This window comes from Acidovorax sp. CCYZU-2555 (assembly GCF_018413525.1).
In the GTDB taxonomy this organism is placed as follows: Bacteria; Pseudomonadota; Gammaproteobacteria; order Burkholderiales; family Burkholderiaceae_C; genus Comamonas.
In genome coordinates this window covers 1-20,850 of record NZ_JAHCDD010000068.1, presented here as the reverse complement: position 1 = coordinate 20,850, position 20,850 = coordinate 1, and the positions used below count along the sequence as shown (strand labels likewise).

The window sequence follows — 20,850 nt, the reverse complement described above, 5'->3', positions numbered from 1 at the left end:
TCCTAAAGGTTAAGACTGGGCTGGGGGACTGGAGCCCTCGCGGGCTCCCGTGCCTCAAGCTGCCAGCTTCTTGGCCTTTTCGAAGGCTTCGTCGATGGTGCCAACCATGTAGAACGCCTGCTCGGGCAGGTGATCGCACTCGCCGGCAACAATCATCTTGAAGCCGCGGATGGTTTCTGCCAGGGGAACGTACTTGCCAGGCGCGCCAGTGAACACTTCGGCGACGTGGAAAGGCTGCGACAGGAAACGTTGGATCTTGCGCGCGCGGGCCACGGCCAGCTTGTCTTCAGGAGCCAGTTCGTCCATGCCCAGAATGGCGATGATGTCGCGCAGTTCCTTGTAGCGCTGCAGCGTGCCTTGCACGGAGCGGGCCACTTGGTAATGCTCTTCACCCACCACTTGGGGGTCCAGTTGACGGCTGGTCGAATCCAGAGGATCCACCGCAGGGTAGATACCCAGCGAAGCGATGTCACGCGACAGCACGACGGTCGAATCCAAGTGGGCAAACGTCGTTGCAGGCGAAGGATCGGTCAAGTCATCGGCAGGCACGTAAACGGCCTGGATGGACGTGATCGAACCGACCTTGGTCGACGTAATACGCTCTTGCAGACGGCCCATTTCTTCGGCCAGCGTAGGCTGATAGCCCACAGCCGAAGGCATACGACCCAGCAGAGCGGACACTTCGGTACCGGCCAGCGTGTAGCGGTAGATGTTGTCCACGAAGAACAGCACGTCCTTGCCTTCGTCACGGAAAGCTTCGGCCATGGTCAGACCGGTCAGCGCGACGCGCAGACGGTTGCCTGGTGGCTCGTTCATCTGGCCGTAGACCATTGCCACTTTGGACTCGTTCAGGTTCTCCTGGTTCACGACGCCCGCATCGGACATTTCGTGATAGAAGTCATTGCCTTCACGGGTACGCTCGCCCACACCAGCGAACACCGACAGACCGCCGTGGCCCTTCGCGATGTTGTTGATGAGTTCCATCATGTTCACGGTCTTGCCCACGCCGGCGCCACCGAACAGACCCACCTTGCCGCCCTTGGCGAAAGGAGAGATCAAGTCGATCACCTTGATGCCGGTTTCCAGCAGTTCCTGCGAAGGCGACAGTTCGTCGTACGCAGGAGCGGTGCGGTGGATGGGGGCCGTCGAAGTTTGATCCACGGGACCGCGTTCGTCGATGGGCGCGCCGAGCACGTCCATGATGCGGCCCAAGGTTGCCTTGCCCACGGGCACGGTGATGGGAGCGTGGGAGTTGCTGACCATCAGGCCGCGACGCAGACCGTCGGACGAACCCAGGGCGATGGTACGCACAATGCCGTCACCCAGCAGTTGTTGCACTTCCAGCGTCAGGGTCGAACCTTCGAGCTTGAGGGCGTCGTACACCTTGGGCATTGCGTTGCGTGGAAACTCAACGTCCACCACAGCGCCAATACATTGAACAATCTTGCCTTGCACTTGAGCCATTTTTTGCTCCAATAAGTTTGTCGGTTGAGCTGCTTACACAGCGGCGGCGCCGGCAACGATTTCCGACAACTCTGTCGTGATCGCTGCTTGACGCGTCTTGTTGTAGACCAGCTTCAACTCGCTAATGACGCTGCCTGCGTTGTCGGTTGCGGCCTTCATGGCCACCATGCGCGCCGATTGCTCGGACGCCATGTTGTCGGCAACTGCCTGATAAATCAGGGATTCCACGTAACGAACCAGCAACTCGTCGATGACGGTTTGCGCATCGGGTTCGTAGATGTAATCCCAGCTGGTACCAGACGTCTGTTCAGCCTGCATTTGCGCGGACGACAGGGGCAACAACTGCTCCATGACCGATTCCTGCTTCATGGTGTTGATGAAGCGGGTGTAGCTCAAGTACACCTTGCTTATCTTGCCTTCGGCATACGCGTCCAGCAGCACCTTCACAGGGCCGATCAGATTTTCCAGATGTGGCGTGTCGCCCAGACCCGTGACATGCGAAACCACCTTGGCGCCGACACGGTTCAAGAAGCCCAGACCCTTGCTGCCAATGGCCACGGCCTCCGAAGAGATACCCTGGTCCTGCAATTCACGCAGCTTGGCCGTGACGACACGCAACACGTTGGTGTTCATGCCGCCGCACAATCCCTTGTCGGTCGTCACCACGATGACGCCGACCTTGTTCGACTCGTTCACTTGCATGAACGGGTGAACATATTCGGGATTGGCTTGGCCAAGATGGGCTGCAATGTTGCGGATCTTCTCGCTATAGGGACGAGCCGCCAGCATCCGTTCCTGCGCCTTGCGCATTTTGGATGCCGCGACCATTTCCATGGCCTTTGTGATCTTCTTGGTGTTTTCCACCGATTTGATCTTGCCGCGAATTTCCTTACCTGCTGCCATGATGGCTCCTCGTCCGGATTAAGCGAACGACTTCTTGAACGCTGCGATGGCGGCGGTCAATTCAGCTTCGGATTCCTTGTCCATGGCCTTGGTGGCATTGAGCTTGTCGATCAATGCGCCATGGCTGGTCTTGAGGAATTGGTGCAGGCCGGCTTCGAAGGGCAGCACTTGCTTGACTTCGATGTCGTCCATGTAGCCCTTGTTCACTGCGAACAGCGAAGCACCCATCAAGGCCACAGACAGCGGGCTGTACTGGGCTTGCTTGAGCAATTCGGTCACGCGGGCACCGCGGTCGAGTTGCTTGCGGGTGGATTCGTCCAGATCGGAAGCGAACTGCGCGAACGCAGCCAGTTCACGGTACTGAGCCAGATCGGTACGGATACCGCCGGACTGGCCCTTGACGAACTTGGTCTGGGCAGCACCACCGACGCGCGACACCGAGATACCGGCGTTGATCGCGGGACGGATACCGGCGTTGAACAGGCTGGTTTCCAGGAAGATCTGACCGTCGGTGATCGAAATCACGTTGGTAGGCACGAAAGCCGACACGTCACCCGCTTGGGTTTCGATGATAGGCAGAGCGGTCAACGAACCGGTCTTGCCCTTGACGGCGCCCTTGGTGAATTCTTCCACGTAAGTGGCGTTCACGCGTGCTGCACGCTCGAGCAGACGGCTGTGGAGATAGAACACGTCGCCGGGGAACGCTTCACGGCCTGGTGGGCGGCGCAGCAGCAGCGAAACCTGGCGGTAGGCCACGGCTTGCTTCGACAGATCGTCATAAACGATCAGTGCGTCTTCGCCGCGGTCGCGGAAGTACTCACCCATGGTGCAGCCCGAGTAGGCCGACACGTACTGCATCGCGGCCGATTCGGCAGCGGTGGCAGCCACCACGATGGTGTATTCCATGGCGCCGGCTTGTTCCAGCGCGCGCACCACGTTCTTGACCGACGAAGCCTTCTGGCCGATCGCAACGTAGATACACGTCACGCCCTGGCCCTTCTGGTTGATGATCGCGTCGATAGCCACGGCAGTCTTGCCGGTCTGACGGTCACCAATGATCAGTTCGCGCTGGCCACGGCCCACGGGAACCATCGAGTCGATCGACTTGATGCCGGTTTGCAGCGGCTGGTCAACCGATTGACGTGCGATAACGCCCGGTGCGACCTTTTCGATCACGTCGGTCATCTTCGCATTGATCGGGCCCTTGCCGTCAATGGGGTGACCCAGAGCGTTCACCACGCGGCCGATCAGCTCGGGGCCGACGGGCACTTCCAGAATGCGGCCCGTGCACTTGACGGTGTCGCCTTCGGAAATGTGCGTGTACTCACCCAGAATCACGGCGCCGACGGAGTCGCGCTCGAGGTTCAGGGCCAGGCCGTACGAGGGTTGACCATCAGCGGTTGCGGGGAATTCCAGCATTTCGCCTTGCATCACGTCCGACAGGCCGTGCACGCGCACGATACCGTCCGTCACCGACACCACGGTGCCTTGGTTACGGATATCGGTGCTGCCAGCCAGACCTTCGATGCGGCTCTTGATCAATTCAGAAATTTCTGCGGGATTGAGTTGCATGACTCTTTCCTTCTTTCTTTGTTTAGCCGGGACCTCAGCGCCGTTAGGCAGTGAGGGCCGCTTTCATTTGTTCCAGACGGGCCTTGACCGAGGTGTCGAGCACTTCGTCACCCACGACCACGCGAATGCCACCAATCAGCGACTCATCGGACTGAACGGTGAGATGCAGCTTGCGGCCAAAACGCTTTTCCAACGAAGCGCTCAGCTCCGTCAGTGCGGCAGGCTCGATGGGGAAGGCGCTGTACACCACCGCATCCGACGAGCCCGCGAGCCGGTTGACGAGACCACGAAACTGGCCTGCAACCTCGGGCAGCGCATTCACGCGGCCGTTCTCAATGATGACACGCAGGAAATTACGAGCGGCATCGGGGAGTGCCGAACCGGCGACACCCGTGAAAACGTCGAGCAGCTGCTCTTCGCTCACTTTGGGATTGTCTGCCAGTTGGCGCAATTGCGAATCGGCGGCAACCGCCGCCAATTCCTCCACCCAGGCGACTGTGCTGTTCAAGTCCGCACCGCTGGCGGTGCTGGCTTTGAACAGGGCTTCAGCGTAAGGGCGGGCAATGGTGGCGAGTTCTGCCATGTTTGCGTTTCCTTACAGCTCAGTCTTGAGGCGGTTCAGCAGATCTGCATGGACGCCGGCATCGACTTCCTTGCGGAGAATCTGCTCGGCACCCTTGACAGCCAGCGCGGCGACCTGCTCGCGCAGGACCTCACGGGCTTGGATTGCTTGTTGCTCGGCTTCTGCACGGGCGGCTGCAATCAGCTTGTTGCCTTCTTCAGTCGCACGGGCCTTGGCCTCTTCAATGATCGACTGGGCGCGGCGGTCGGCGTCCGCAAGCCGCGATGTCGTTTCATTGCGCGTCTGGGCCAGTTCCTGCTCGACGCGCTTGTTGACAGCGGTCAGTTCGGTCTTGGCCTTGTCGGCAGCAGAGAGGCCATCGGCGATTTTCTGGGCTCGTTCATCCAACGCCTTCGCGATCGGTGGCCACACGAATTTCATCGTGAACAGCACCAGGATCAGGAAGACGATGGCCTGTACGAACAGGGTCGCGTTGATACTCACGGCAACACCTTTCTATGTGGGCGTTGAAGGGAGCTTAGGCCAGAGCGAAGGGGTTGGCGAAAGCGAACAGCAGGGCGATGGCCACGCCGATCAGGAAAGCAGCGTCGATCAGACCGGCCAAGATGAACATCTTGGTTTGCAGTTCGTTGATCAGCTCAGGTTGACGAGCCGAAGCTTCCAGGAACTTGCCGCCCATCAAAGCGATACCGATCGAAGCGCCGATAGCGCCCAGACCAACAATCAGACCACAAGCCAGAGCGACGAGACCGAGAATGTTTTCCATGATGACTCCAGAGGATTAAAAAAGTGAAAAGAAAGAAAGGAAAGGGTCAGTGGGCTTCATGTGCCTGGCCGAGATAAATCAGCGTCAGCATCATGAAAATGAAGGCCTGCAGGGTGATGATCAGAATGTGAAAGATCGCCCAGATAGAACCTGCAATGATGTGCCCCACGGGGAGCAACACACCAGAGAGAGACATGGCAGCCGCACCACCCATCAGGGCAATCAGCATGAATACCAACTCACCAGCGTACATGTTGCCAAACAGTCGCATGCCATGCGACACGGTCTTGGCAACGTATTCGATGATCTGCATCAGCAGATTGACCACGCCCAGAATAACGGCGAAGACAGGGTTCTTGCTGGTGCCGAAAGGAGCGGTCACCAGTTCGTGGGCCCAGCCGCCGGCGCCCTTGATCTTCACGCTGTACCAGAAGCACAGCAGCAGAACGGCGGACGACAGACCCAGAGTGGTCGAAAGGTCGGCGGTAGGCACGACGCGCAGATAAGCGTGGCTGTCACCGGTCGCACCTTGCCACAGCACGGGCAGCAGGTCGACGGGCAGCAAGTCCATCGCGTTCATCATGAAGATCCAGACGAACACCGTCAGTGCCAGGGGCGCAATGAACTTGCGGCTTTCGGCATTGTGGATGTTGGCCTTGGCCTGGTTGTCCACCATTTCGACCAGCAGTTCGACGGCTGCCTGGAAGCGGCCGGGAACGCCAGCAGTCGCCTTGCGGGCGGACAGCCAGAGAACAAACAGGGTCAGAGCACCGACGATCAGACCGACGATCACGGAGTCATAGTTGACTACCGAGAAATCGATGATGCTCGTCTGTTTGATGTTCTGGAGATGCTGCAAGTGGTGAACGATGTATTCACTTGCAGTTGGTGCGTGCGCGTCTGCGGCCATCGGGCAACTCTTCTCTCAATATCAATCGGTTTTTCGGACACCGGAGCGCCGCATGAGCAGCGCAATCCAGTACGTTTTCATCGTTACTACCATGCCGGCCAGCAAAGCCAACCAGCTCAATCCTGCAACCAGTTTTGGCGCCATTGCCAACATCGCAATACACAACATCAGCTTCGCCAATTCCCAGCCAAAGAATCCGACCATCGCCGCGCCCGCATGGGGCGCCGCCTGCTGGCGGGCCAGGCCGCGCGCAAACAACGCTGCGGGCAGTACCACCGCCAGGGCGCCGTAGGCTGCCGACCAACCCACAGAGGGTTTGCCGCTCACCAGCCACGCCAGCGCCGACACCAGCACACCTACCAGCACCTGCCCTGCCACCACACGCCACGGTGACACTGGCGGGTTGCGCCGGCGCCACTGCTGCGCTTCTTCGGCAGTCAGGGGGTTGAAGTCAGAATCTTCGGCCTCAGCTTCAGTCTCGGGTGCGTATTTTTTTGTCATTTGGCAACCTGTCGCAGACTGAAACTTTCACAAAGCCTCTGATTATAAGTAAAAACCCCTGCCGTAAGATAGGGGTTGTTACGGGTGTGGCCAAAATTAGCGTTTGCGAGCAGTCATGACCAGGTCACACAACAATGCTTGCAAGCCTTTGGTCCGTATAGGTTTTTTCGCTCCGTTCGCGCTGCGCCAGACCCGCGAAACATTACCGCATAACCGTCCGCCCCGACAAGGTATTAACCTTTGAAAGTCTCTGTCATGAGCTCGTCAACTCCCATCTCCCCCTCCGCCAGCGTCATTGGCGCCGACGACGACGCCACCGCGCGCAAGGACTCGCTGATCGAGTACCCGTCGCTGTTCCCGATCAAGGTCATGGGCCTGCAGCATGAGCATCTGGTCTCGTCGATCACCACCATTGCGCGTCAGTTCGACCCGGCGTTCGACGCCAGCACCGTGGAGCTGCGCCCCAGCAGCACCGGCAAGTATCTGGGCGTGACCATCACCGTCACGGCCACCAGCCGCGAACAACTCGACAGCCTGTACATGGCTTTGACCTCCGATCCCCACGTCAAAGTAGTCCTGTGAGCGCGCCTGGCCTCGCGCTGGACACGCGGCTGCTGGGCCGTACCGACTACCAGGCCACGGTCCAGGCCATGCAGGACCTCACGCAGCAGCGCAGCGCGGACACGCCTGATTCGCTGTGGATTTGCGAGCACGCGCCGCATTTCACGCAAGGCCTGGCCGGCAAGGCCGACCATTTGCTGCTGCCGGGCGACATCCCTGTGGTGGCGACCAACCGCGGCGGCCAGGTGACCTACCACGGCCCGGGCCAGGTCGTCGCCTACCCCTTGCTCGATCTGCAGCGCCGCGGTTATTTCGTCAAGGAATACGTCTACCGCCTCGAGGAAGCCGTGATCCGCACGCTCGCGCATTTCGGCGTCACGGGCCACCGCGTCGCGGGCGCGCCCGGCATCTATGTGCGCCTCGACGACCCGACCAGCCACGCCATGCTGCCCCAGCGCCCACAGCTGCGCGAGCCCGGCAGCCCGGCGCCCGCACCCGACTTCAGCGGCCTGGGAAAGATCGCCGCATTGGGCATCAAAGTCAGCCGCCATTGCACCTACCACGGTCTGGCGTTGAACGTCGCAATGGACCTCGAACCCTATTCGCGCATCAATCCTTGTGGCTATGCCGGGCTGCCCAGCGTGGATCTTTCTACAATCGGTGTCCAGACAACCTGGGACGAGGCTGCGCATGTGCTTGGCCGACAGCTGGAAATCCGGCTCGCCCCCTGAGAAACAAGAGCCATGAGCACCACAGACGTCGTACGCGAAGCGCAATCCGCAGCCACCTACAACCCGCTGGCCAAACAAAAGGCCGCGGCCAAGCTGTCGCGCATTCCCATCAAGGTCGAGCACGGCGAAGTGCTGAAGAAGCCGGAGTGGATCCGCGTCAAGGCCGGCTCGCCGACCACGCGCTTCTACGAAATCAAGGACATCCTGCGCGAAAACAAGCTGCACACCGTCTGCGAGGAAGCCAGCTGCCCCAACATCGGCGAATGCTTCGGCAAGGGCACGGCAACGTTCATGATCATGGGCGACAAGTGCACGCGCCGCTGCCCGTTCTGCGATGTGGGCCACGGCCGCCCCGATCCGCTTGATGTCGACGAACCGCTGAACCTGGCCAAGACCATTGCCCAGCTGCGCCTCAAGTACGTGGTGATCACCAGCGTCGACCGCGATGACCTGCGCGACGGCGGCAGCGGCCATTTCGTCGAATGCATCAAGAACATCCGCGAACTGTCGCCAAATACGCAGATCGAGATCCTTGTGCCCGATTTCCGCGGCCGCGATGACCGCGCGCTCGAGATCCTCAAGTCGGCTCCGCCCGACGTGATGAACCACAACCTCGAAACCGCGCCCCGCCTCTACAAGGAAGCGCGCCCCGGCTCCGACTACCAGTTCAGCCTGAACCTGCTGAAGAAATTCAAGGCCTTGCACCCCAGCGTGCCGACCAAGAGCGGCATCATGGTGGGCCTGGGCGAGACCGACGAGGAAATCCTGCAGGTCATGCGCGACATGCGCGCGCACGACATCGACATGCTGACCATAGGCCAGTACCTGTCGCCGTCGAACAGCCATCTGCCGGTGCGCCGCTATGTGCACCCCGACACTTTCAAGATGTTCGAGGAAGAAGCCTACAAGATGGGCTTCAGCCACGCGGCTGTGGGCGCCATGGTGCGCTCGAGCTACCATGCGGACGAACAGGCACACGGGGTGCTGGCCGCTTCCTGAGCGGTGTCTATGTGGCCGCAGCCGCGCCTGATTTGCAGGTGGCTCCCGCAGCCCTGCGTTCATCCTGGCAGCGCCTAAGGATGAACGTCCCCGCTCAAACGGGCCTCGCCAAGCTGCTTTGGCGCCACCCCATAAACAAAAAAGCCTTCCAAATTGGAAGGCTTTCTTCGTTGCGTTTCATCAAAAAAAGCCTGGCTAACCGGCGAGCCGCTGGCTGGCAAAAAACGACTGAAGGCTTAACAGGCCCACGAGTCGCCCCACGATGAAACTGAAACTAGCGGAGCACTTGTCCCACCAGGATATGTGCTGCGTCAGTGGTTGAATCATAACACGTGAATGAGAACCAATCTCAGTTATTTTTCAAAAGAATGTGGATGAGCGCAGTTTCACGACTTTGGCGGCGCGGGACAAGCTTCCAGCAGGGCCGCGGGGTCGTCGGCCAACACCACCTGCTGCGCCCAGGCGCCGAGCTGGCCGGTGTCGGCCTGCAGTATTTCCTGCTTCACGGCCAGGATCTGCGCCGGGTGCATGGAGAAGCTGCGCAAGCCCAGTCCCAGCAACAGGCGCGTCATGGAGACATCGCCGGCCACTTCGCCGCACACGCAAATGCTCTTGCCCTGACGCCGCCCTTCGGCGATCACTTCGGCGACAAGACGCAGCACGGCCGGGTGCAGCGGGTCGTAAAGATGGGCGACGGCTTCGTCGGCACGGTCGATCGCCAACGTGTACTGGATCAGGTCATTGGTGCCTATCGACAGGAAGTCGAAATAGCGCAGAAACATGCGCACCATCAGCGCCGCTGCGGGAATTTCTATCATCGCGCCCAGCTGCACCGCGCCATGGGCCATGCCGCGCGCATCGAGTTCGGCGCGCGCCAGATCGACCTGGGCCAGCGTCTGCTCGATTTCGCGCTGGTGGGCCAGCATGGGAAACAGCAGGCTCACGGGCCCGTGCACGGCGGCGCGCAGCACGGCGCGCAACTGCGTGCGGAACATGCTCGGGTCGGCCAGGCTCCAGCGTATCGCCCGCAGGCCCAGCGCGGGATTGAGCGAGTATTCCTTGGCCTGAGCCTTGTCAAGCGGCTTGTCCGCGCCCACATCGATGGTGCGTATGGTCACAGGCCGACCCTGCATGCCTTCGACAGCCTGGCGATAGGCCAGGTACTGCTCTTCCTCGCCAGGCATGGGGCCGTTGCGCCCCATGAACAGGAATTCGCTGCGAAACAGCCCCACGCCCTGGGCACCGGCCTGCAATGCGGCCGGGCCGTCGCCGGGCTGCTCGATATTGGCCAGCAGTTCGATCTCCAGCCCGTCGAGCGTCACTGCGGGCGTGTGTCGCAGCAACGTCAGGCATTCGCGCTCGCGCGCGGTCTCGCGCTGGCGCATTTCGTATTCGGCAAGAATCGCGGGCGATGGGTCAACAATCACCACGCCCGCATTGCCGTCGATGATCAGCCAGTCGTCCGGGCGCACCAGTTGCCCTGCGGCGCGCGCGCCGACCACGGCCGGTATGTCCATGCTGCGCGCGACGATCGCGGTGTGCGAAGTCCGCCCGCCGACGGCGGTCACAAAACCCACGAACACGCTGGTCTTGAAATGCAGCATGTCGGCCGGCGCCAGGTCCTGGGCGACCAGGATCAGCGGCAGCTCGGGCGCGGCGCCAGGCAGCACAGGGCGCGAAGGCGGAACGGGGCTGGCCACGCCTTTGAGGTGGCGCAAAATGCGGTCCACCACCTGCTCCAGATCGGCCTTGCGCTCGCGCAGGTAATCATCTTCCATCTCATCGAACTGTCGAGAAATGGCCTCCAACTGCGTGGTAAGCGCCCACTCTGCGTTGTACAGGCGCTCGCAGATCCACTGTTCGACGCCATGCACCAGCGACTCGTCCTGCAGCAGCATCAGGTGCACGTCGAGCAGCGCGTCGAGCTCCGCCGGCGCATCGTGCGGCATCTCGGTCTGCAGGCGCTGCAGCTCCTCGATGACCGCATGGCGCGCCGTGCGCGCGCGCTCGACCTCGGCCTGCACTTCGGCCGCGCCAATGAAATAGTGCTGCACCTCGATGCGGCTCGAGCTCACCAGCACCGCCCGCCCGATGGCAATGCCGCGGGAGACTGCCAGGCCATGAATTGCAAACGTCATCCGGACTGTCCTTCAGTCATACAAGTATCCAAGACACCTGGGCTTGCCACCTGAAACCGGCGCGGCCCAGCGCGGGGGCACCGAGCAAGGGCCGCCCCGCAGCGACGGTGCCGTGCCTGGCCGGCCGCCCCCCTCCACCGAAGGTTGAGAGGGGGAAGCCGGGGCGGCCCAAGCCGCGAAGCGGCTCAGGGGGTGCTTGTCAACTTCATTGTCCTTCGCCGAACTTGTCGTTGATCAACGCCAGCAGCGCATCCATGGCTTCCTGCTCGCGTTCACCCGAGGTTTCCAGCTCCACCTGCGAACCAATGCCCGCGGCGAGCATCATCACGCCCATGATGCTCTTGGCGTTGATGCGCCGCTCGCCCTTGGTCATCCACACTTCGCAGGGATAGCCGCCCGCGAGTTTGGTGAGCTTTGCCGACGCCCGCGCATGCAGGCCCAGCTTATTGCTGATGGTGATGGTGGTCTTGATCATGGAAAGAACGGAAATTCTGGTTCTGCAATGGAGCGGCGGCAACCGCCATCACTCCCTGGATACCGCCGACCACGGCGCGCGCCGCGACGGCGTCCAGCGTTTCATGGCGATAGCTCACGGCACGCAACAGCATGGGCAGGTTCACGCCAGCCACGAGCTGGGCGGCGCGGCCCGCAACGAGGCGCTGGGCCACGTTGCAAGGCGTCGCGCCGAACACATCGGTGAGCACCAGCACGGACGCCGCGCTGTCCCCCAGCAGCGCGCTCGCACGGGCGAGCGAATCTTCGGGGCTTTCATCGGCGTAGATGTCGAGCGCCAGCACATCGTCGGCGCTGTCGGCAAACACATGCAGCGCGCACTCGCGCAGTGCCTGCGCCAGCGGAGCATGGGTGATGAGAAGAATGCGCGTGTTCATGGAGTGATGAAGGGATGTACGGCATTATGGCGTGCGCCCCGTCCATGGCGAACAAACCATGCGCCAAGCTTTGACGGCGGTCAACCGCGACACAGCCGTCCGGTGTGAACTTTCCGAACAGCTTGCACTCATAACCCCTGACCTCCGGATTCCCGGCAGCTTTGGGCACAATCCACACATGGCTATCAAAACATGGATCGCAGGCGTGGCGCTTGCCGCCGTCGCAGGCGTTGGCGGCTTCATTTATCTGAATGCCGGCAGCAGCCCCGCGCCCTCATCGACGTTCGTGCTGCTCGACGGCAGCCAGAAAACCACGGCCGACATGCACGGCAAGGTGACGCTGGTCAACTTCTGGGCAACGAGCTGCACCACCTGTGTCGCCGAGATGCCGGAGATCATTGCCACCTACAAGAAGTACCAGCCGCAAGGCTTTGAAACCGTGGCCGTGGCCATGAGCTACGACCCGCCAAGCTACGTGGTGAACTTCGCGCAAAGCCGCCAGCTGCCGTTCAAGGTCGCCATCGACAACACAGGCGCGGTCGCCAAGCAATGGGGCGATGTGCAGCTCACGCCGTCCACGTTCATCGTCAACAAGCGCGGTGAAATCGTCAAACGCTATATCGGCGCGCCCGACTTCGCCGAATTGCACAAGCTCATAGAAAAGCTGCTGGCTGAAGCCTGAATCCCGAACATCCCATGAAAAAACGCCCGCAGGCTGCAAGCCCCGGGCGTTTTTTCATGAATGACTGCGATCAACGATTGCGGAAGCTGTCGTGGCAGGCCTTGCAGCTGCCGGCCGTGGCGCCGAACGCGGCCTTGAGGCTGGCGACATCGCCCTGCTTTGCCGCAGCGGCGAGTTTCACGGCCTCGCCCTCCATCTTGCCCGCGAGCTCCTTGAACTTGGCATTTTCCGTCCAGACATTGGGCTTGGCCTTGCCGCCTTCGGTGCCGGGCCCAAAGCCTGCCCAGGGCAGTCGGGACATGAACACCACGATGTCCGCGTTCTCCTGGGCCGCCTTGGCATCGTAGGGCACGTCGCCCTTGGCCATTGCGCCCAGGCTGCCGAAATGCGTGGCCATGACGCTCAAGGCTGACTGGCGATAGTCAATCGCATCGTCTTTCTTGGCAAACTGGGCCGCAGCCGGAAGCGAGGCAGTGAGGGCCGCAAGGGCCAGGATGCAGATTGCTTTCATGGGGACTTTCTTGTAGTGACAAACAAAAACCGCAATTCCAACGCAGGATTATGGTGAAGGACGGCGGCGCAGGCAACGCACCGTGCGTGGCGCCTCGTGTCCGCTATCCTTGAGCCTGCACCGCCCCACCAAACAACAGCCACCGCCATGCCCCACACCGTCCGCATCTGGGATCTTCCGACCCGCCTTTTTCACTGGTCGCTGGCGGCCAGCACCATTGGCATGATCGTCACCGCCAAGATCGGCGGCAACGCGATGATCTGGCATCTGCGGTTGGGCCATGTGGTGCTCGCGCTGCTGCTGTTTCGTGTCGTATGGGGCCTGGTCGGCGGCCGCTGGTCGCGGTTTCGCAGCTTTCTCTACTCGCCCCGGCAACTGCTGGACTACCTGCGTGGCCGGGGCCGGCCCGAACACGGCGCGGGCCACAGCCCGCTGGGTGCGCTGTCGGTGTTCGCCATGCTCGCCGTGCTGTTTGCCCAGGTCGGTACCGGCCTGTTCAGCGATGACGCGATTTTCTTTGCCGGCCCGCTGAGCAGCAAGGTGTCCGGCGATGTCGTCGATGCGGCCACCCGCTGGCATGCCGAGCTGGGCCAGTACCTGCTGCTGGCACTGCTGGGATTGCATCTGCTGGCCATCGCCTGGTACACGCTGGCGCGCCGCCGCCCGCTGGTGCGCGCGATGGTGACCGGCGACCATGAACTGCCCGAGCCGCTTCCCGCCGCCGTGGACGGCAAACGCCAACGCCTGCTTGCGCTGGCCATCGCACTGGCCTGCGCAGCCCTCTCCTGGGGCATTGGTCGCCTGGGCAACAGTTGAAGCCTTCACCATAACGGGCACATGCCGCTACACTTCGGGTTCCGTTGTTTTTCGCTCCGCCTGTGGACAAGCCTTCTGTGGCCCTGCTGACAGCGACTTTTCCGCAAGATCTGGACGTCGTACGCCAGATCTTCGAAGAGTACGCACACAGTACGGGCATCGATCTGGAATTTCAGAATTTCGCGGCCGAACTGGCCTACCTGCCCGGTGAATACGCACCGCCGCGCGGGCAGTTGCTGCTGGCCACCGTCGACGGTGCGCTGGCCGGATGCTGCGCCTTGCGTCCGCTGGACGCCAGCGACTATCCGAATGCCGCCGAAATGAAGCGCCTGTATGTGCGCCGCCCGTTTCGCGGCTTTGGCCTGGGCCGGGAAATCACCGCCGCCATGCTCGATCTGGCGCGCCAGACAGGCTACGACCGCGTACTGCTAGACACCCTCGACGATATGGAGGCCGCGCGCGCGCTCTATACCGAGCTCGGGTTCGAGGAAATCCCGCCCTACTACTTCAATCCCGCTGCCGGCGGCCACTACCTCAAGGCCGAGCTGTTCTAGCCCTGCCGGTACGCAGTCGAAAAAAAAAGAGCGCCAGGCGCTCTTTTCATTTTCCGCCGCGGCTTGCGCCGCAGGCGGGTACAGACCTATCAAGCCTTGGCTTGGGCCAGCAGCGTGGCTGCGTCGCTGACGTCGAACTTGCCTGGGCCTTCGACGTTGAGCTGAACGATCTTGCCGTCCTTGACCAGCATCGAATAGCGGTTGCTGCGCAGGCCCAGGCCCTTGCCGTTCAGGTCCAGCGTCAGGCCGGTGGCCTTGGCGAAGGCGGCATCGCCGTCACCGATCATGCGCACCTTGCTGCCGACGTTCTGGTCGCGGCCCCAGGCACCCATCACGAATGCGTCGTTGACCGACAGGCACCAGATTTCGTCGACACCGGCGGCTTTGAGCGCGTCGGCTTGTTCCACGTAACCGGGCAGGTGCTTTTCGGAGCAGGTGGGCGTGAATGCGCCGGGAACGGCCACGATGGCGATCGTCTTGCCTGCTGCAGCTTCCTGCACCTTCACCGCATTCGGGCCGATGCTGCAACCATTGCCTTCGACGGCAACGTATTCGGTCAGCGTGACGGCGGGCAGGGTATCTCCAACTTTGATCATGTAAAGCTCCGGTTCTCGACTAAAAAAATGGTCTGCGCGAAAGCGCAGCCCCAAACGAAAAAACGACCCACATTGTGGGTCGTTTTTCTCAGCTTTGCAGCACTAAGGCCTGAGAGGCTTTAGAGCAGGCCAGCCTTTTGCACCAAACGGGTCGCAACCCAGTTCTTGGTCTTGGACAAAGGACGGCTTTCCGTGATTTCGATGGTGTCGCCGAGCTTGTATTCGCCATTTTCGTCATGGGCGTGGTACTTGCTGGACTTGCCAACGATCTTGCCGTACAGCTCGTGCTTCACACGGCGTTCGACCAGAACGGTCACAGTCTTTTGACGCTTGTCGCTGACCACCTTGCCAACCAAGGTGCGCTTGAGGGATTTTTTAGCTTCCGTCATGTCGGCTCCTATTACTTGGCGGCTTGCTTTTCAGCAAGGATGGTCTTGGCACGAGCGATATCACGGCGCGTGGTGCGCAGCGTATTCGTGTTGGCCAATTGTTGCGTAGCCTTCTGCATGCGCAGGCCGAAATGCGCCTTTTGCAAGGACTTGATTTCAGCTTCGAGGCCGGTAACGTCTTTTTGGCGCAATTCAGTAGTTTTCGTCATTTTGAATTCTCCTGATTAAGCGCCAATGTGGCGTGCAACGAACGTGGTGCGCAGCGGCAGCTTGGCAGCAGCCAGGCGGAACGCTTCACGTGCCAATTCTTCTGGCACACCCACGATTTCGTAGAGCACCTTGCCGGGCTGAATTTCAGCGACGTAGTACTCAGGGTTGCCCTTACCGTTACCCATACGCACTTCTGCGGGCTTGGTCGAGATTGGCTTGTCAGGGAACACACGGATCCAGATACGACCACCACGCTTCACGTGACGGGAAATTGCACGACGTGCAGCTTCGATCTGGCGGGCCGTCAAACGGCCACGATCCGTGGATTTCAGGCCGAAGTCACCGAATGCAACGGAGTTACCTCGCGTTGCAACACCGGTGTTGCGACCCTTTTGCTCCTTGCGATATTTGCGGCGAGCAGGTTGCAGCATGTTTATTCTCCTTTACCGTCCGCTGCTGTAGCGGGCGCGTCTGCCTTGCGAACGCGCTTAACGGCGTTGGTGTCGGCACCGGCGCCGGCAGGCTTATCGCTGCCGTCGGCCGGAGCCACGTTGCCACCCACTGGGCGGCGAGGTGCACCACGGCCGGGGCCAGCGTTGCGGTCGCCATTACGGCTGTCGCGACGCGGGCCACGGGGGCGACGCTCTTCTTCGGGACGCGGCGTCTCTGCCAAAGGCAGGTCGTTGCGGCCCAGCGTGTCACCCTTGTACACCCACACCTTGACACCAATGATGCCGTAGGTGGTCTTGGCTTCGGAGAAGCCATAGTCGATGTCGGCACGCAGGGTGTGAAGTGGCACGCGACCTTCGCGATACCACTCGCAACGAGCGATTTCGATACCGTTCAAACGGCCCGACGACATGATCTTGATGCCCAGAGCGCCCAAACGCATAGCGTTTTGCATGGCGCGCTTCATGGCACGGCGGAACATGATGCGCTTTTCGAGCTGTTGGGTGATCGAGTCAGCGATCAGCTTGGCATCGATTTCGGGCTTGCGCACTTCTTCGATGTTCACTGCCACTGGCACGCCCAGGCGAATAGCGAGTTCCTTCTTGAGGTTCTCGATGTCTTCACCCTTCTTGCCGATCACCACACCGGGACGCGCCGAGTAAATCGTGATACGGGCGTTCTTTGCAGGACGCTCGATCAGGATACGCGACACAGCGGCGTTCTTCAGCTTGGCCTTCAGGTACTCGCGAACCTTGATGTCTTCGGCCAGCATGCCGGCGAAGTCACGGTTGCTTGCGTACCAACGGCTGGCCCAGTTCCGGCTAACAGCCAGACGGAAGCCGGTAGGATGGATTTTCTGTCCCATATTCTTCCAGGCCTTTCAGTTGCCAACCGTCACGTACACATGGCACGTGGGCTTGCTGATACGATTGCCGCGGCCTTTGGCGCGCGCGGTGAAGCGCTTGAGCGTCGTGCCTTGTTCGACGTAGATCGTGGTGATCTTCAGTTCGTCGATATCGGCGCCGTCGTTATGCTCAGCGTTGGCAATGGCGGACTCAAGAACCTTCTTGATGATCACAGCAGCTTTTTTCTGCGTGAACGTCAGGATGTTCAGAGCTTGATCAACCTTCTTGCCGCGGATCAGATCAGCGACCAGGCGACCCTTGTCCACCGACAGACGGACGCCCCGGAGGACTGCACGTGTTTCAGACATGGTCGTTCCTTACTTCTTCTGGACTTTTTTGTCCGCGGGGTGACCCTTGAAGGTGCGCGTCAGGGCGAATTCGCCCAGCTTATGGCCCACCATCTGGTCAGTAACGTAAACCGGCACGTGTTGCTTGCCGTTGTGCACAGCAATGGTCAGACCGATGAAATCGGGCAGAACCATGGAACGACGCGACCAGGTCTTGACGGGCTTCTTGTCCTTGGTTGCAACGGCCTTTTCGACCTTGGCAATCAAGTGATGGTCAACAAACGGACCCTTTTTAAGAGAACGAGTCATTTGCTACCCCTTACTTTTTACGACGCGACACAATCATCGATTGCGTGCGTTTGTTGTTACGGGTACGGTAGCCCTTCGTCAGGTTGCCCCATGGGTCAACTGCGTGACGACCTTCACCGGTCTTGCCTTCACCACCACCGTGCGGGTGATCCACAGGGTTCATCACCACACCGCGAACGGTAGGACGAATACCCATCCAGCGCTTCACACCGGCCTTGCCCAGACGGCGCAGGCTGTGTTCTTCGTTGGCGACTTCGCCCAGGGTTGCACGGCACTCGATGTGAATCTTGCGCACTTCGCCCGAACGCATACGCACTTGAGCGTAGACGCCTTCACGGGCCAGCAACGTGGCGGAGGTACCTGCGGAACGCGCGATCTGTGCACCGCCGCCCACTTGCAATTCGATGCAGTGAATGGTCGAGCCCACGGGGATGTTGCGGATAGGCAGGGTGTTACCGACGCGGATCGGGGCTTCCGAACCGCTGACGATGGATGCGCCCACTTCCAGGTTGCGAGGAGCAATGATGTAGCGACGCTCACCGTCGGCATAGCACACCAGAGCGATGTGGGCCGTACGGTTAGGATCGTATTCAATACGCTCGACCTTTGCGGGGATGCCGTCCTTGTTGCGACGGAAATCCACCACACGGTAGTGATGCTTGTGACCACCGCCCTTGTGACGGGTAGTGATGTGGCCGTTGTTGTTACGACCGGCCTTCTGGAACTGGGGTTCCAGCAGGGGTGCGTACGGCTCGCCCTTGTGCAGGTGATCGCGCGTGACCTTGACGGCACCGCGTTGACCAGGCGTCGTGGGCTTGAGTTTGATGACTGCCATTTAAGCGGCCTCCCCAGACAGATTCAGCTCTTGACCTGGCTTGAGCATGACGTAGGCCTTGCGAACGTTGTCGCGGCGACCCATGGTCTTGCCAAAGCGCTTGGCCTTGCCCTTGGTGTTCAGAACAGAGATCTTCGCGACTTCCACCTTGAACATCAATTCCACAGCGGCCTTGATTTCTGGCTTGGTAGCGCTCTGCAGCACCTTGAACGTCACGACGTTGGACTTTTCAGCAACCATGGTGGCCTTTTCGGACACGATGGGAGCGACCAGCACTTGCATCAGACGACCTTCGTCAAACTTGAGTGTGCTCATGCGAACATCTCCTTGAGTTTGTCGATTGCGCCCTTGGTGACGAGCACTTTCTTGTAATGCACCAGCGACACGGGGTCGGCATAACGTGGTTCGACAACGAACACGTTCTTCAGGTTGCGGGAAGCAAGGTACAGGTTTTCGTCCACTTCGTCAGCGATCACCATCACGGACTCAGCCAGGTTCATGGCCTTGAACTTGTCGGCCAGCACCTTGGTCTTGGGCGTATCCAGCGTCAGCGAGTCCACGACTGCCAGACGGCCGTCACGGGCCAGCTGCGACAGGATGGATGCCATACCGGCACGGTACATCTTCTTGTTGATCTTCTGCGTGAAGTTTTCTTCAGGCAGATTTGGGAAGATGCGACCGCCCCCACGCCACAGAGGCGAGGAGGTCATACCGGCACGAGCGCGGCCCGTGCCCTTTTGCTTGAACGGCTTGGCCGTCGAGTGACGGACTTGCTCGCGATCCTTCTGGGCGCGCGTGCCTTGGCGTGCGTTGGCACGGTAGGCGACGACCAGTTGATGGATCAGATCTTCGTTGTATTCACGACCGAACACAGTTTCGGGCACATCGAACTTCGATGCTGCCTGGCCTTGTTCATTCAGGAGTTCGAGCTGCATTAGTTCGCTCCTTGAGAAGTTTTAGCCTTGACTGCTGGACGCACCATCACGAAGCCACCCTTGGAGCCCGGAACAGCGCCCTTGATCAAGAGCAGTTGGCGTGCTTCGTCAATGCGAACCACGTCGAGGTTTTGCGTCGTCACGGTCTCGTCGCCCATGTGACCCGTCATTTTCTTGCCGGGGAACACGCGGCCTGGATCTTGTGCCATCGAAATGGAACCAGGGACGTTGTGCGAACGGCTGTTACCGTGCGAAGCGCGCTGCGAACGGAAGTTGTGACGCTTGATCGTGCCAGCGAAGCCCTTACCAATGGAAGTGCCTTGCACGTCCACCTTCTGGCCCACAGCGAACAGTTCAGCGACAGGCAGAGTAGCGCCAGCAGCGTACTTGCCAGCCACTTCGGCCGTCACGGGGAATTCGCGGGTCACTTCACCGGCTTCAACACCTGCCTTAGCGAGGTGGCCGGCTTGTGGCTTGGTCACGCGCGAAGCGCGGCGTGAACCGAACGTGACCTGCAGGGCCACGTAGCCATCGTTCTCTTGGGTTTTGACCTGAGTCACACGGTTGTTGGACACATCCACCACCGTGACGGGCACTGCGTCCCCGTCATCAGTGAACAGACGCATCATGCCCACCTTGCGACCCAGCAACCCCAGGGAGTTGCTCAGACTCATTTGTTTGCTCCAAAACTTTCGCCGCTGTAACTGCAATTGGCCCAGCGTTGCGCCCTTAGCCCTTGCGGACTCTGCGCACGAAAGAAGGTTAATAAAACTCCGCCCTAAAAGGCGAAGCCCCAAATTCTAACGCGAACTGCTTTTTCAAGCAAGTTCGCGTTAGATCAAGACCTTGTAAAGCTCTCGAAAGAGCTTTCAGGAACTTATTGCAGCTTGATTTCGACGTCCACGCCAGCTGGCAGGTCCAGCTTCATCAGCGCGTCAACAGTCTTGTCCGTGGGGTCCACAATGTCCATCAGACGTTGGTGGGTACGGATTTCGAGCTGATCGCGGCTGGTCTTGTTGACGTGCGGCGAACGCAGGATGTCGAAACGCTTCATGCGGGTCGGCAGGGGCACGGGACCCTTGACGATCGCGCCGGTGCGCTTGGCGGTGTCGACGATTTCAGCAGCCGATTGGTCAATCAGCTTGTAATCAAACGCCTTCAGGCGGATGCGGATTTTTTGCTTGGACATGGTTAATTCCTAGTGATGCTAAGAATTAAGCCAGGACCTTGGCAACCACGCCGGCGCCGACAGTACGACCGCCTTCGCGGATAGCGAAGCGCAGACCTTCTTCCATGGCGATAGGAGCAATCAGCTTGACCGTGATCGACACGTTGTCGCCAGGCATGACCATT

At 60.5% G+C, this 20,850-nt stretch carries 31 protein-coding genes; 6 read left to right on the top strand and 25 right to left on the bottom strand.

Annotated features, from left to right (window positions below):
• Positions 1 to 54 precede the first annotated feature (54 nt).
• The 8 genes from atpD to KHY18_RS20585 are packed head-to-tail and all read right to left on the bottom strand — an operon-like array spanning position 55 to position 6,699.
• Positions 55 to 1,464 (bottom strand): F0F1 ATP synthase subunit beta, encoded by a 1,410-nt coding sequence (gene atpD, locus KHY18_RS20620; RefSeq protein ID WP_213304228.1) that lies wholly within the window; start codon positions 1,462 to 1,464, stop codon positions 55 to 57.
• Between the two features lie 33 nt (positions 1,465 to 1,497).
• Positions 1,498 to 2,367, bottom strand: coding sequence for a F0F1 ATP synthase subunit gamma (atpG, locus tag KHY18_RS20615; RefSeq protein ID WP_213304225.1), 870 nt, complete (start codon positions 2,365 to 2,367; stop codon positions 1,498 to 1,500).
• An 18-nt stretch (positions 2,368 to 2,385) separates the two neighbouring features.
• Positions 2,386 to 3,939: a F0F1 ATP synthase subunit alpha gene (gene atpA / locus KHY18_RS20610; protein WP_213304223.1), complete on the bottom strand. Its 1,554-nt coding sequence runs from the start codon at positions 3,937 to 3,939 to the stop codon at positions 2,386 to 2,388.
• 43 nt (positions 3,940 to 3,982) lie between these two features.
• Complete coding sequence (locus KHY18_RS20605; protein WP_213304219.1) at positions 3,983 to 4,522, bottom strand: F0F1 ATP synthase subunit delta; 540 nt, start codon at positions 4,520 to 4,522, stop codon at positions 3,983 to 3,985.
• Positions 4,523 to 4,534: 12 nt separating this feature from the next.
• Entirely contained in the window at positions 4,535 to 5,005 is a 471-nt protein-coding gene (locus KHY18_RS20600) for a F0F1 ATP synthase subunit B (protein WP_213304216.1), read from the bottom strand.
• A gap of 34 nt (positions 5,006 to 5,039) precedes the next feature.
• Complete coding sequence (atpE, locus tag KHY18_RS20595) at positions 5,040 to 5,288, bottom strand: F0F1 ATP synthase subunit C (protein ID WP_119558845.1); 249 nt, start codon at positions 5,286 to 5,288, stop codon at positions 5,040 to 5,042.
• A 46-nt stretch (positions 5,289 to 5,334) separates the two neighbouring features.
• Entirely contained in the window at positions 5,335 to 6,198 is an 864-nt protein-coding gene (gene atpB, locus KHY18_RS20590; protein WP_213304213.1) for a F0F1 ATP synthase subunit A, read from the bottom strand.
• A 21-nt stretch (positions 6,199 to 6,219) separates the two neighbouring features.
• Positions 6,220 to 6,699, bottom strand: coding sequence for an ATP synthase subunit I (locus tag KHY18_RS20585; RefSeq protein WP_213304210.1), 480 nt, complete (start codon positions 6,697 to 6,699; stop codon positions 6,220 to 6,222).
• A gap of 255 nt (positions 6,700 to 6,954) precedes the next feature.
• On the opposite strand from KHY18_RS20585, the gene KHY18_RS20580 reads away from it, so the two are divergent.
• From KHY18_RS20580 to lipA, 3 genes are read left to right on the top strand one after another with little or no spacing between them, the layout of a single operon-like run.
• Entirely contained in the window at positions 6,955 to 7,281 is a 327-nt protein-coding gene (locus KHY18_RS20580; protein ID WP_213304207.1) for a YbeD family protein, read from the top strand.
• Positions 7,282 to 7,298: 17 nt separating this feature from the next.
• A complete protein-coding gene (gene lipB / locus KHY18_RS20575; protein WP_213304258.1) occupies positions 7,299 to 7,991 on the top strand; it encodes a lipoyl(octanoyl) transferase LipB in 693 nt (230 codons plus the stop codon).
• A gap of 12 nt (positions 7,992 to 8,003) precedes the next feature.
• Positions 8,004 to 8,990 carry a lipoyl synthase gene (gene lipA / locus KHY18_RS20570; protein ID WP_213304204.1) on the top strand — a complete coding sequence of 329 codons (987 nt, stop codon included), beginning with the start codon at positions 8,004 to 8,006 and terminating at the stop codon, positions 8,988 to 8,990.
• 386 nt (positions 8,991 to 9,376) lie between these two features.
• On the opposite strand, the gene ptsP is transcribed toward lipA, so the two are convergent.
• The 3 genes from ptsP to KHY18_RS20555 form a co-directional block, all read right to left on the bottom strand.
• Positions 9,377 to 11,128, bottom strand: a complete 1,752-nt coding sequence (ptsP, locus tag KHY18_RS20565) for a phosphoenolpyruvate--protein phosphotransferase (RefSeq protein ID WP_213304202.1) — start codon at positions 11,126 to 11,128, stop codon at positions 9,377 to 9,379.
• Between the two features lie 205 nt (positions 11,129 to 11,333).
• Positions 11,334 to 11,603 (bottom strand): HPr family phosphocarrier protein, encoded by a 270-nt coding sequence (locus KHY18_RS20560; protein WP_213304199.1) that lies wholly within the window; start codon positions 11,601 to 11,603, stop codon positions 11,334 to 11,336.
• Positions 11,572 to 12,018 (bottom strand): PTS sugar transporter subunit IIA, encoded by a 447-nt coding sequence (locus KHY18_RS20555; protein WP_213304197.1) that lies wholly within the window; start codon positions 12,016 to 12,018, stop codon positions 11,572 to 11,574. Before KHY18_RS20555 ends, KHY18_RS20560 begins: the two co-directional genes overlap by 32 nt.
• A 178-nt stretch (positions 12,019 to 12,196) precedes the next feature.
• Between KHY18_RS20555 and KHY18_RS20550 the strand changes: the two genes are divergently transcribed.
• Positions 12,197 to 12,700 carry a TlpA disulfide reductase family protein gene (locus KHY18_RS20550; protein WP_213304195.1) on the top strand — a complete coding sequence of 168 codons (504 nt, stop codon included), beginning with the start codon at positions 12,197 to 12,199 and terminating at the stop codon, positions 12,698 to 12,700.
• A 70-nt stretch (positions 12,701 to 12,770) separates the two neighbouring features.
• On the opposite strand, the gene KHY18_RS20545 is transcribed toward KHY18_RS20550, so the two are convergent.
• The gene (locus tag KHY18_RS20545; protein WP_213304193.1) at positions 12,771 to 13,211 is read right to left on the bottom strand and encodes a c-type cytochrome; all 441 of its coding nucleotides are present in this window, start codon (positions 13,209 to 13,211) and stop codon (positions 12,771 to 12,773) included.
• Positions 13,212 to 13,358: 147 nt separating this feature from the next.
• Between KHY18_RS20545 and KHY18_RS20540 the strand changes: the two genes are divergently transcribed.
• Together KHY18_RS20540 and KHY18_RS20535 are read left to right on the top strand one after the other, a co-directional pair.
• Positions 13,359 to 14,027 (top strand): cytochrome b/b6 domain-containing protein, encoded by a 669-nt coding sequence (locus KHY18_RS20540; RefSeq protein ID WP_213304191.1) that lies wholly within the window; start codon positions 13,359 to 13,361, stop codon positions 14,025 to 14,027.
• A gap of 62 nt (positions 14,028 to 14,089) precedes the next feature.
• Entirely contained in the window at positions 14,090 to 14,581 is a 492-nt protein-coding gene (locus KHY18_RS20535; RefSeq protein WP_213304189.1) for a GNAT family N-acetyltransferase, read from the top strand.
• A gap of 89 nt (positions 14,582 to 14,670) precedes the next feature.
• On the opposite strand, the gene KHY18_RS20530 is transcribed toward KHY18_RS20535, so the two are convergent.
• The 13 genes from KHY18_RS20530 to KHY18_RS20470 form a co-directional block, all read right to left on the bottom strand.
• Entirely contained in the window at positions 14,671 to 15,177 is a 507-nt protein-coding gene (locus tag KHY18_RS20530; RefSeq protein ID WP_213304186.1) for a peroxiredoxin, read from the bottom strand.
• A 119-nt stretch (positions 15,178 to 15,296) separates the two neighbouring features.
• Positions 15,297 to 15,566, bottom strand: coding sequence for a 30S ribosomal protein S17 (gene rpsQ / locus KHY18_RS20525; protein ID WP_213304183.1), 270 nt, complete (start codon positions 15,564 to 15,566; stop codon positions 15,297 to 15,299).
• Between the two features lie 11 nt (positions 15,567 to 15,577).
• Positions 15,578 to 15,775 carry a 50S ribosomal protein L29 gene (rpmC, locus tag KHY18_RS20520; protein ID WP_159917968.1) on the bottom strand — a complete coding sequence of 66 codons (198 nt, stop codon included), beginning with the start codon at positions 15,773 to 15,775 and terminating at the stop codon, positions 15,578 to 15,580.
• Between the two features lie 15 nt (positions 15,776 to 15,790).
• On the bottom strand, positions 15,791 to 16,207 hold the full coding sequence (gene rplP / locus KHY18_RS20515; RefSeq protein ID WP_159917967.1) for a 50S ribosomal protein L16: 417 nt from the start codon (positions 16,205 to 16,207) through the stop codon (positions 15,791 to 15,793).
• 2 nt (positions 16,208 to 16,209) lie between these two features.
• Complete coding sequence (gene rpsC / locus KHY18_RS20510; RefSeq protein WP_159917966.1) at positions 16,210 to 17,091, bottom strand: 30S ribosomal protein S3; 882 nt, start codon at positions 17,089 to 17,091, stop codon at positions 16,210 to 16,212.
• Between the two features lie 15 nt (positions 17,092 to 17,106).
• Positions 17,107 to 17,439 (bottom strand): 50S ribosomal protein L22, encoded by a 333-nt coding sequence (gene rplV / locus KHY18_RS20505; RefSeq protein ID WP_213304180.1) that lies wholly within the window; start codon positions 17,437 to 17,439, stop codon positions 17,107 to 17,109.
• Between the two features lie 9 nt (positions 17,440 to 17,448).
• Positions 17,449 to 17,727: a 30S ribosomal protein S19 gene (gene rpsS, locus KHY18_RS20500; protein ID WP_213304177.1), complete on the bottom strand. Its 279-nt coding sequence runs from the start codon at positions 17,725 to 17,727 to the stop codon at positions 17,449 to 17,451.
• A 10-nt stretch (positions 17,728 to 17,737) separates the two neighbouring features.
• Positions 17,738 to 18,562, bottom strand: coding sequence for a 50S ribosomal protein L2 (gene rplB, locus KHY18_RS20495; RefSeq protein WP_213304174.1), 825 nt, complete (start codon positions 18,560 to 18,562; stop codon positions 17,738 to 17,740).
• The gene (rplW, locus tag KHY18_RS20490) at positions 18,563 to 18,877 is read right to left on the bottom strand and encodes a 50S ribosomal protein L23 (protein WP_159917962.1); all 315 of its coding nucleotides are present in this window, start codon (positions 18,875 to 18,877) and stop codon (positions 18,563 to 18,565) included. It abuts the gene before it with no gap.
• Positions 18,874 to 19,497 carry a 50S ribosomal protein L4 gene (rplD, locus tag KHY18_RS20485; RefSeq protein WP_213304171.1) on the bottom strand — a complete coding sequence of 208 codons (624 nt, stop codon included), beginning with the start codon at positions 19,495 to 19,497 and terminating at the stop codon, positions 18,874 to 18,876. Before rplD ends, rplW begins: the two co-directional genes overlap by 4 nt.
• Positions 19,497 to 20,171, bottom strand: coding sequence for a 50S ribosomal protein L3 (gene rplC, locus KHY18_RS20480; protein ID WP_213304168.1), 675 nt, complete (start codon positions 20,169 to 20,171; stop codon positions 19,497 to 19,499). The genes rplD and rplC overlap by 1 nt, the downstream gene beginning before the upstream one ends.
• 203 nt (positions 20,172 to 20,374) lie before the next feature.
• Positions 20,375 to 20,686 (bottom strand): 30S ribosomal protein S10, encoded by a 312-nt coding sequence (gene rpsJ / locus KHY18_RS20475; protein ID WP_005796953.1) that lies wholly within the window; start codon positions 20,684 to 20,686, stop codon positions 20,375 to 20,377.
• Between the two features lie 25 nt (positions 20,687 to 20,711).
• Positions 20,712 to 20,850, bottom strand: a 139-nt coding sequence (locus KHY18_RS20470) for an EF-Tu C-terminal domain-related protein (protein ID WP_502769371.1), incomplete at its 5' end; no start/stop codon positions are given.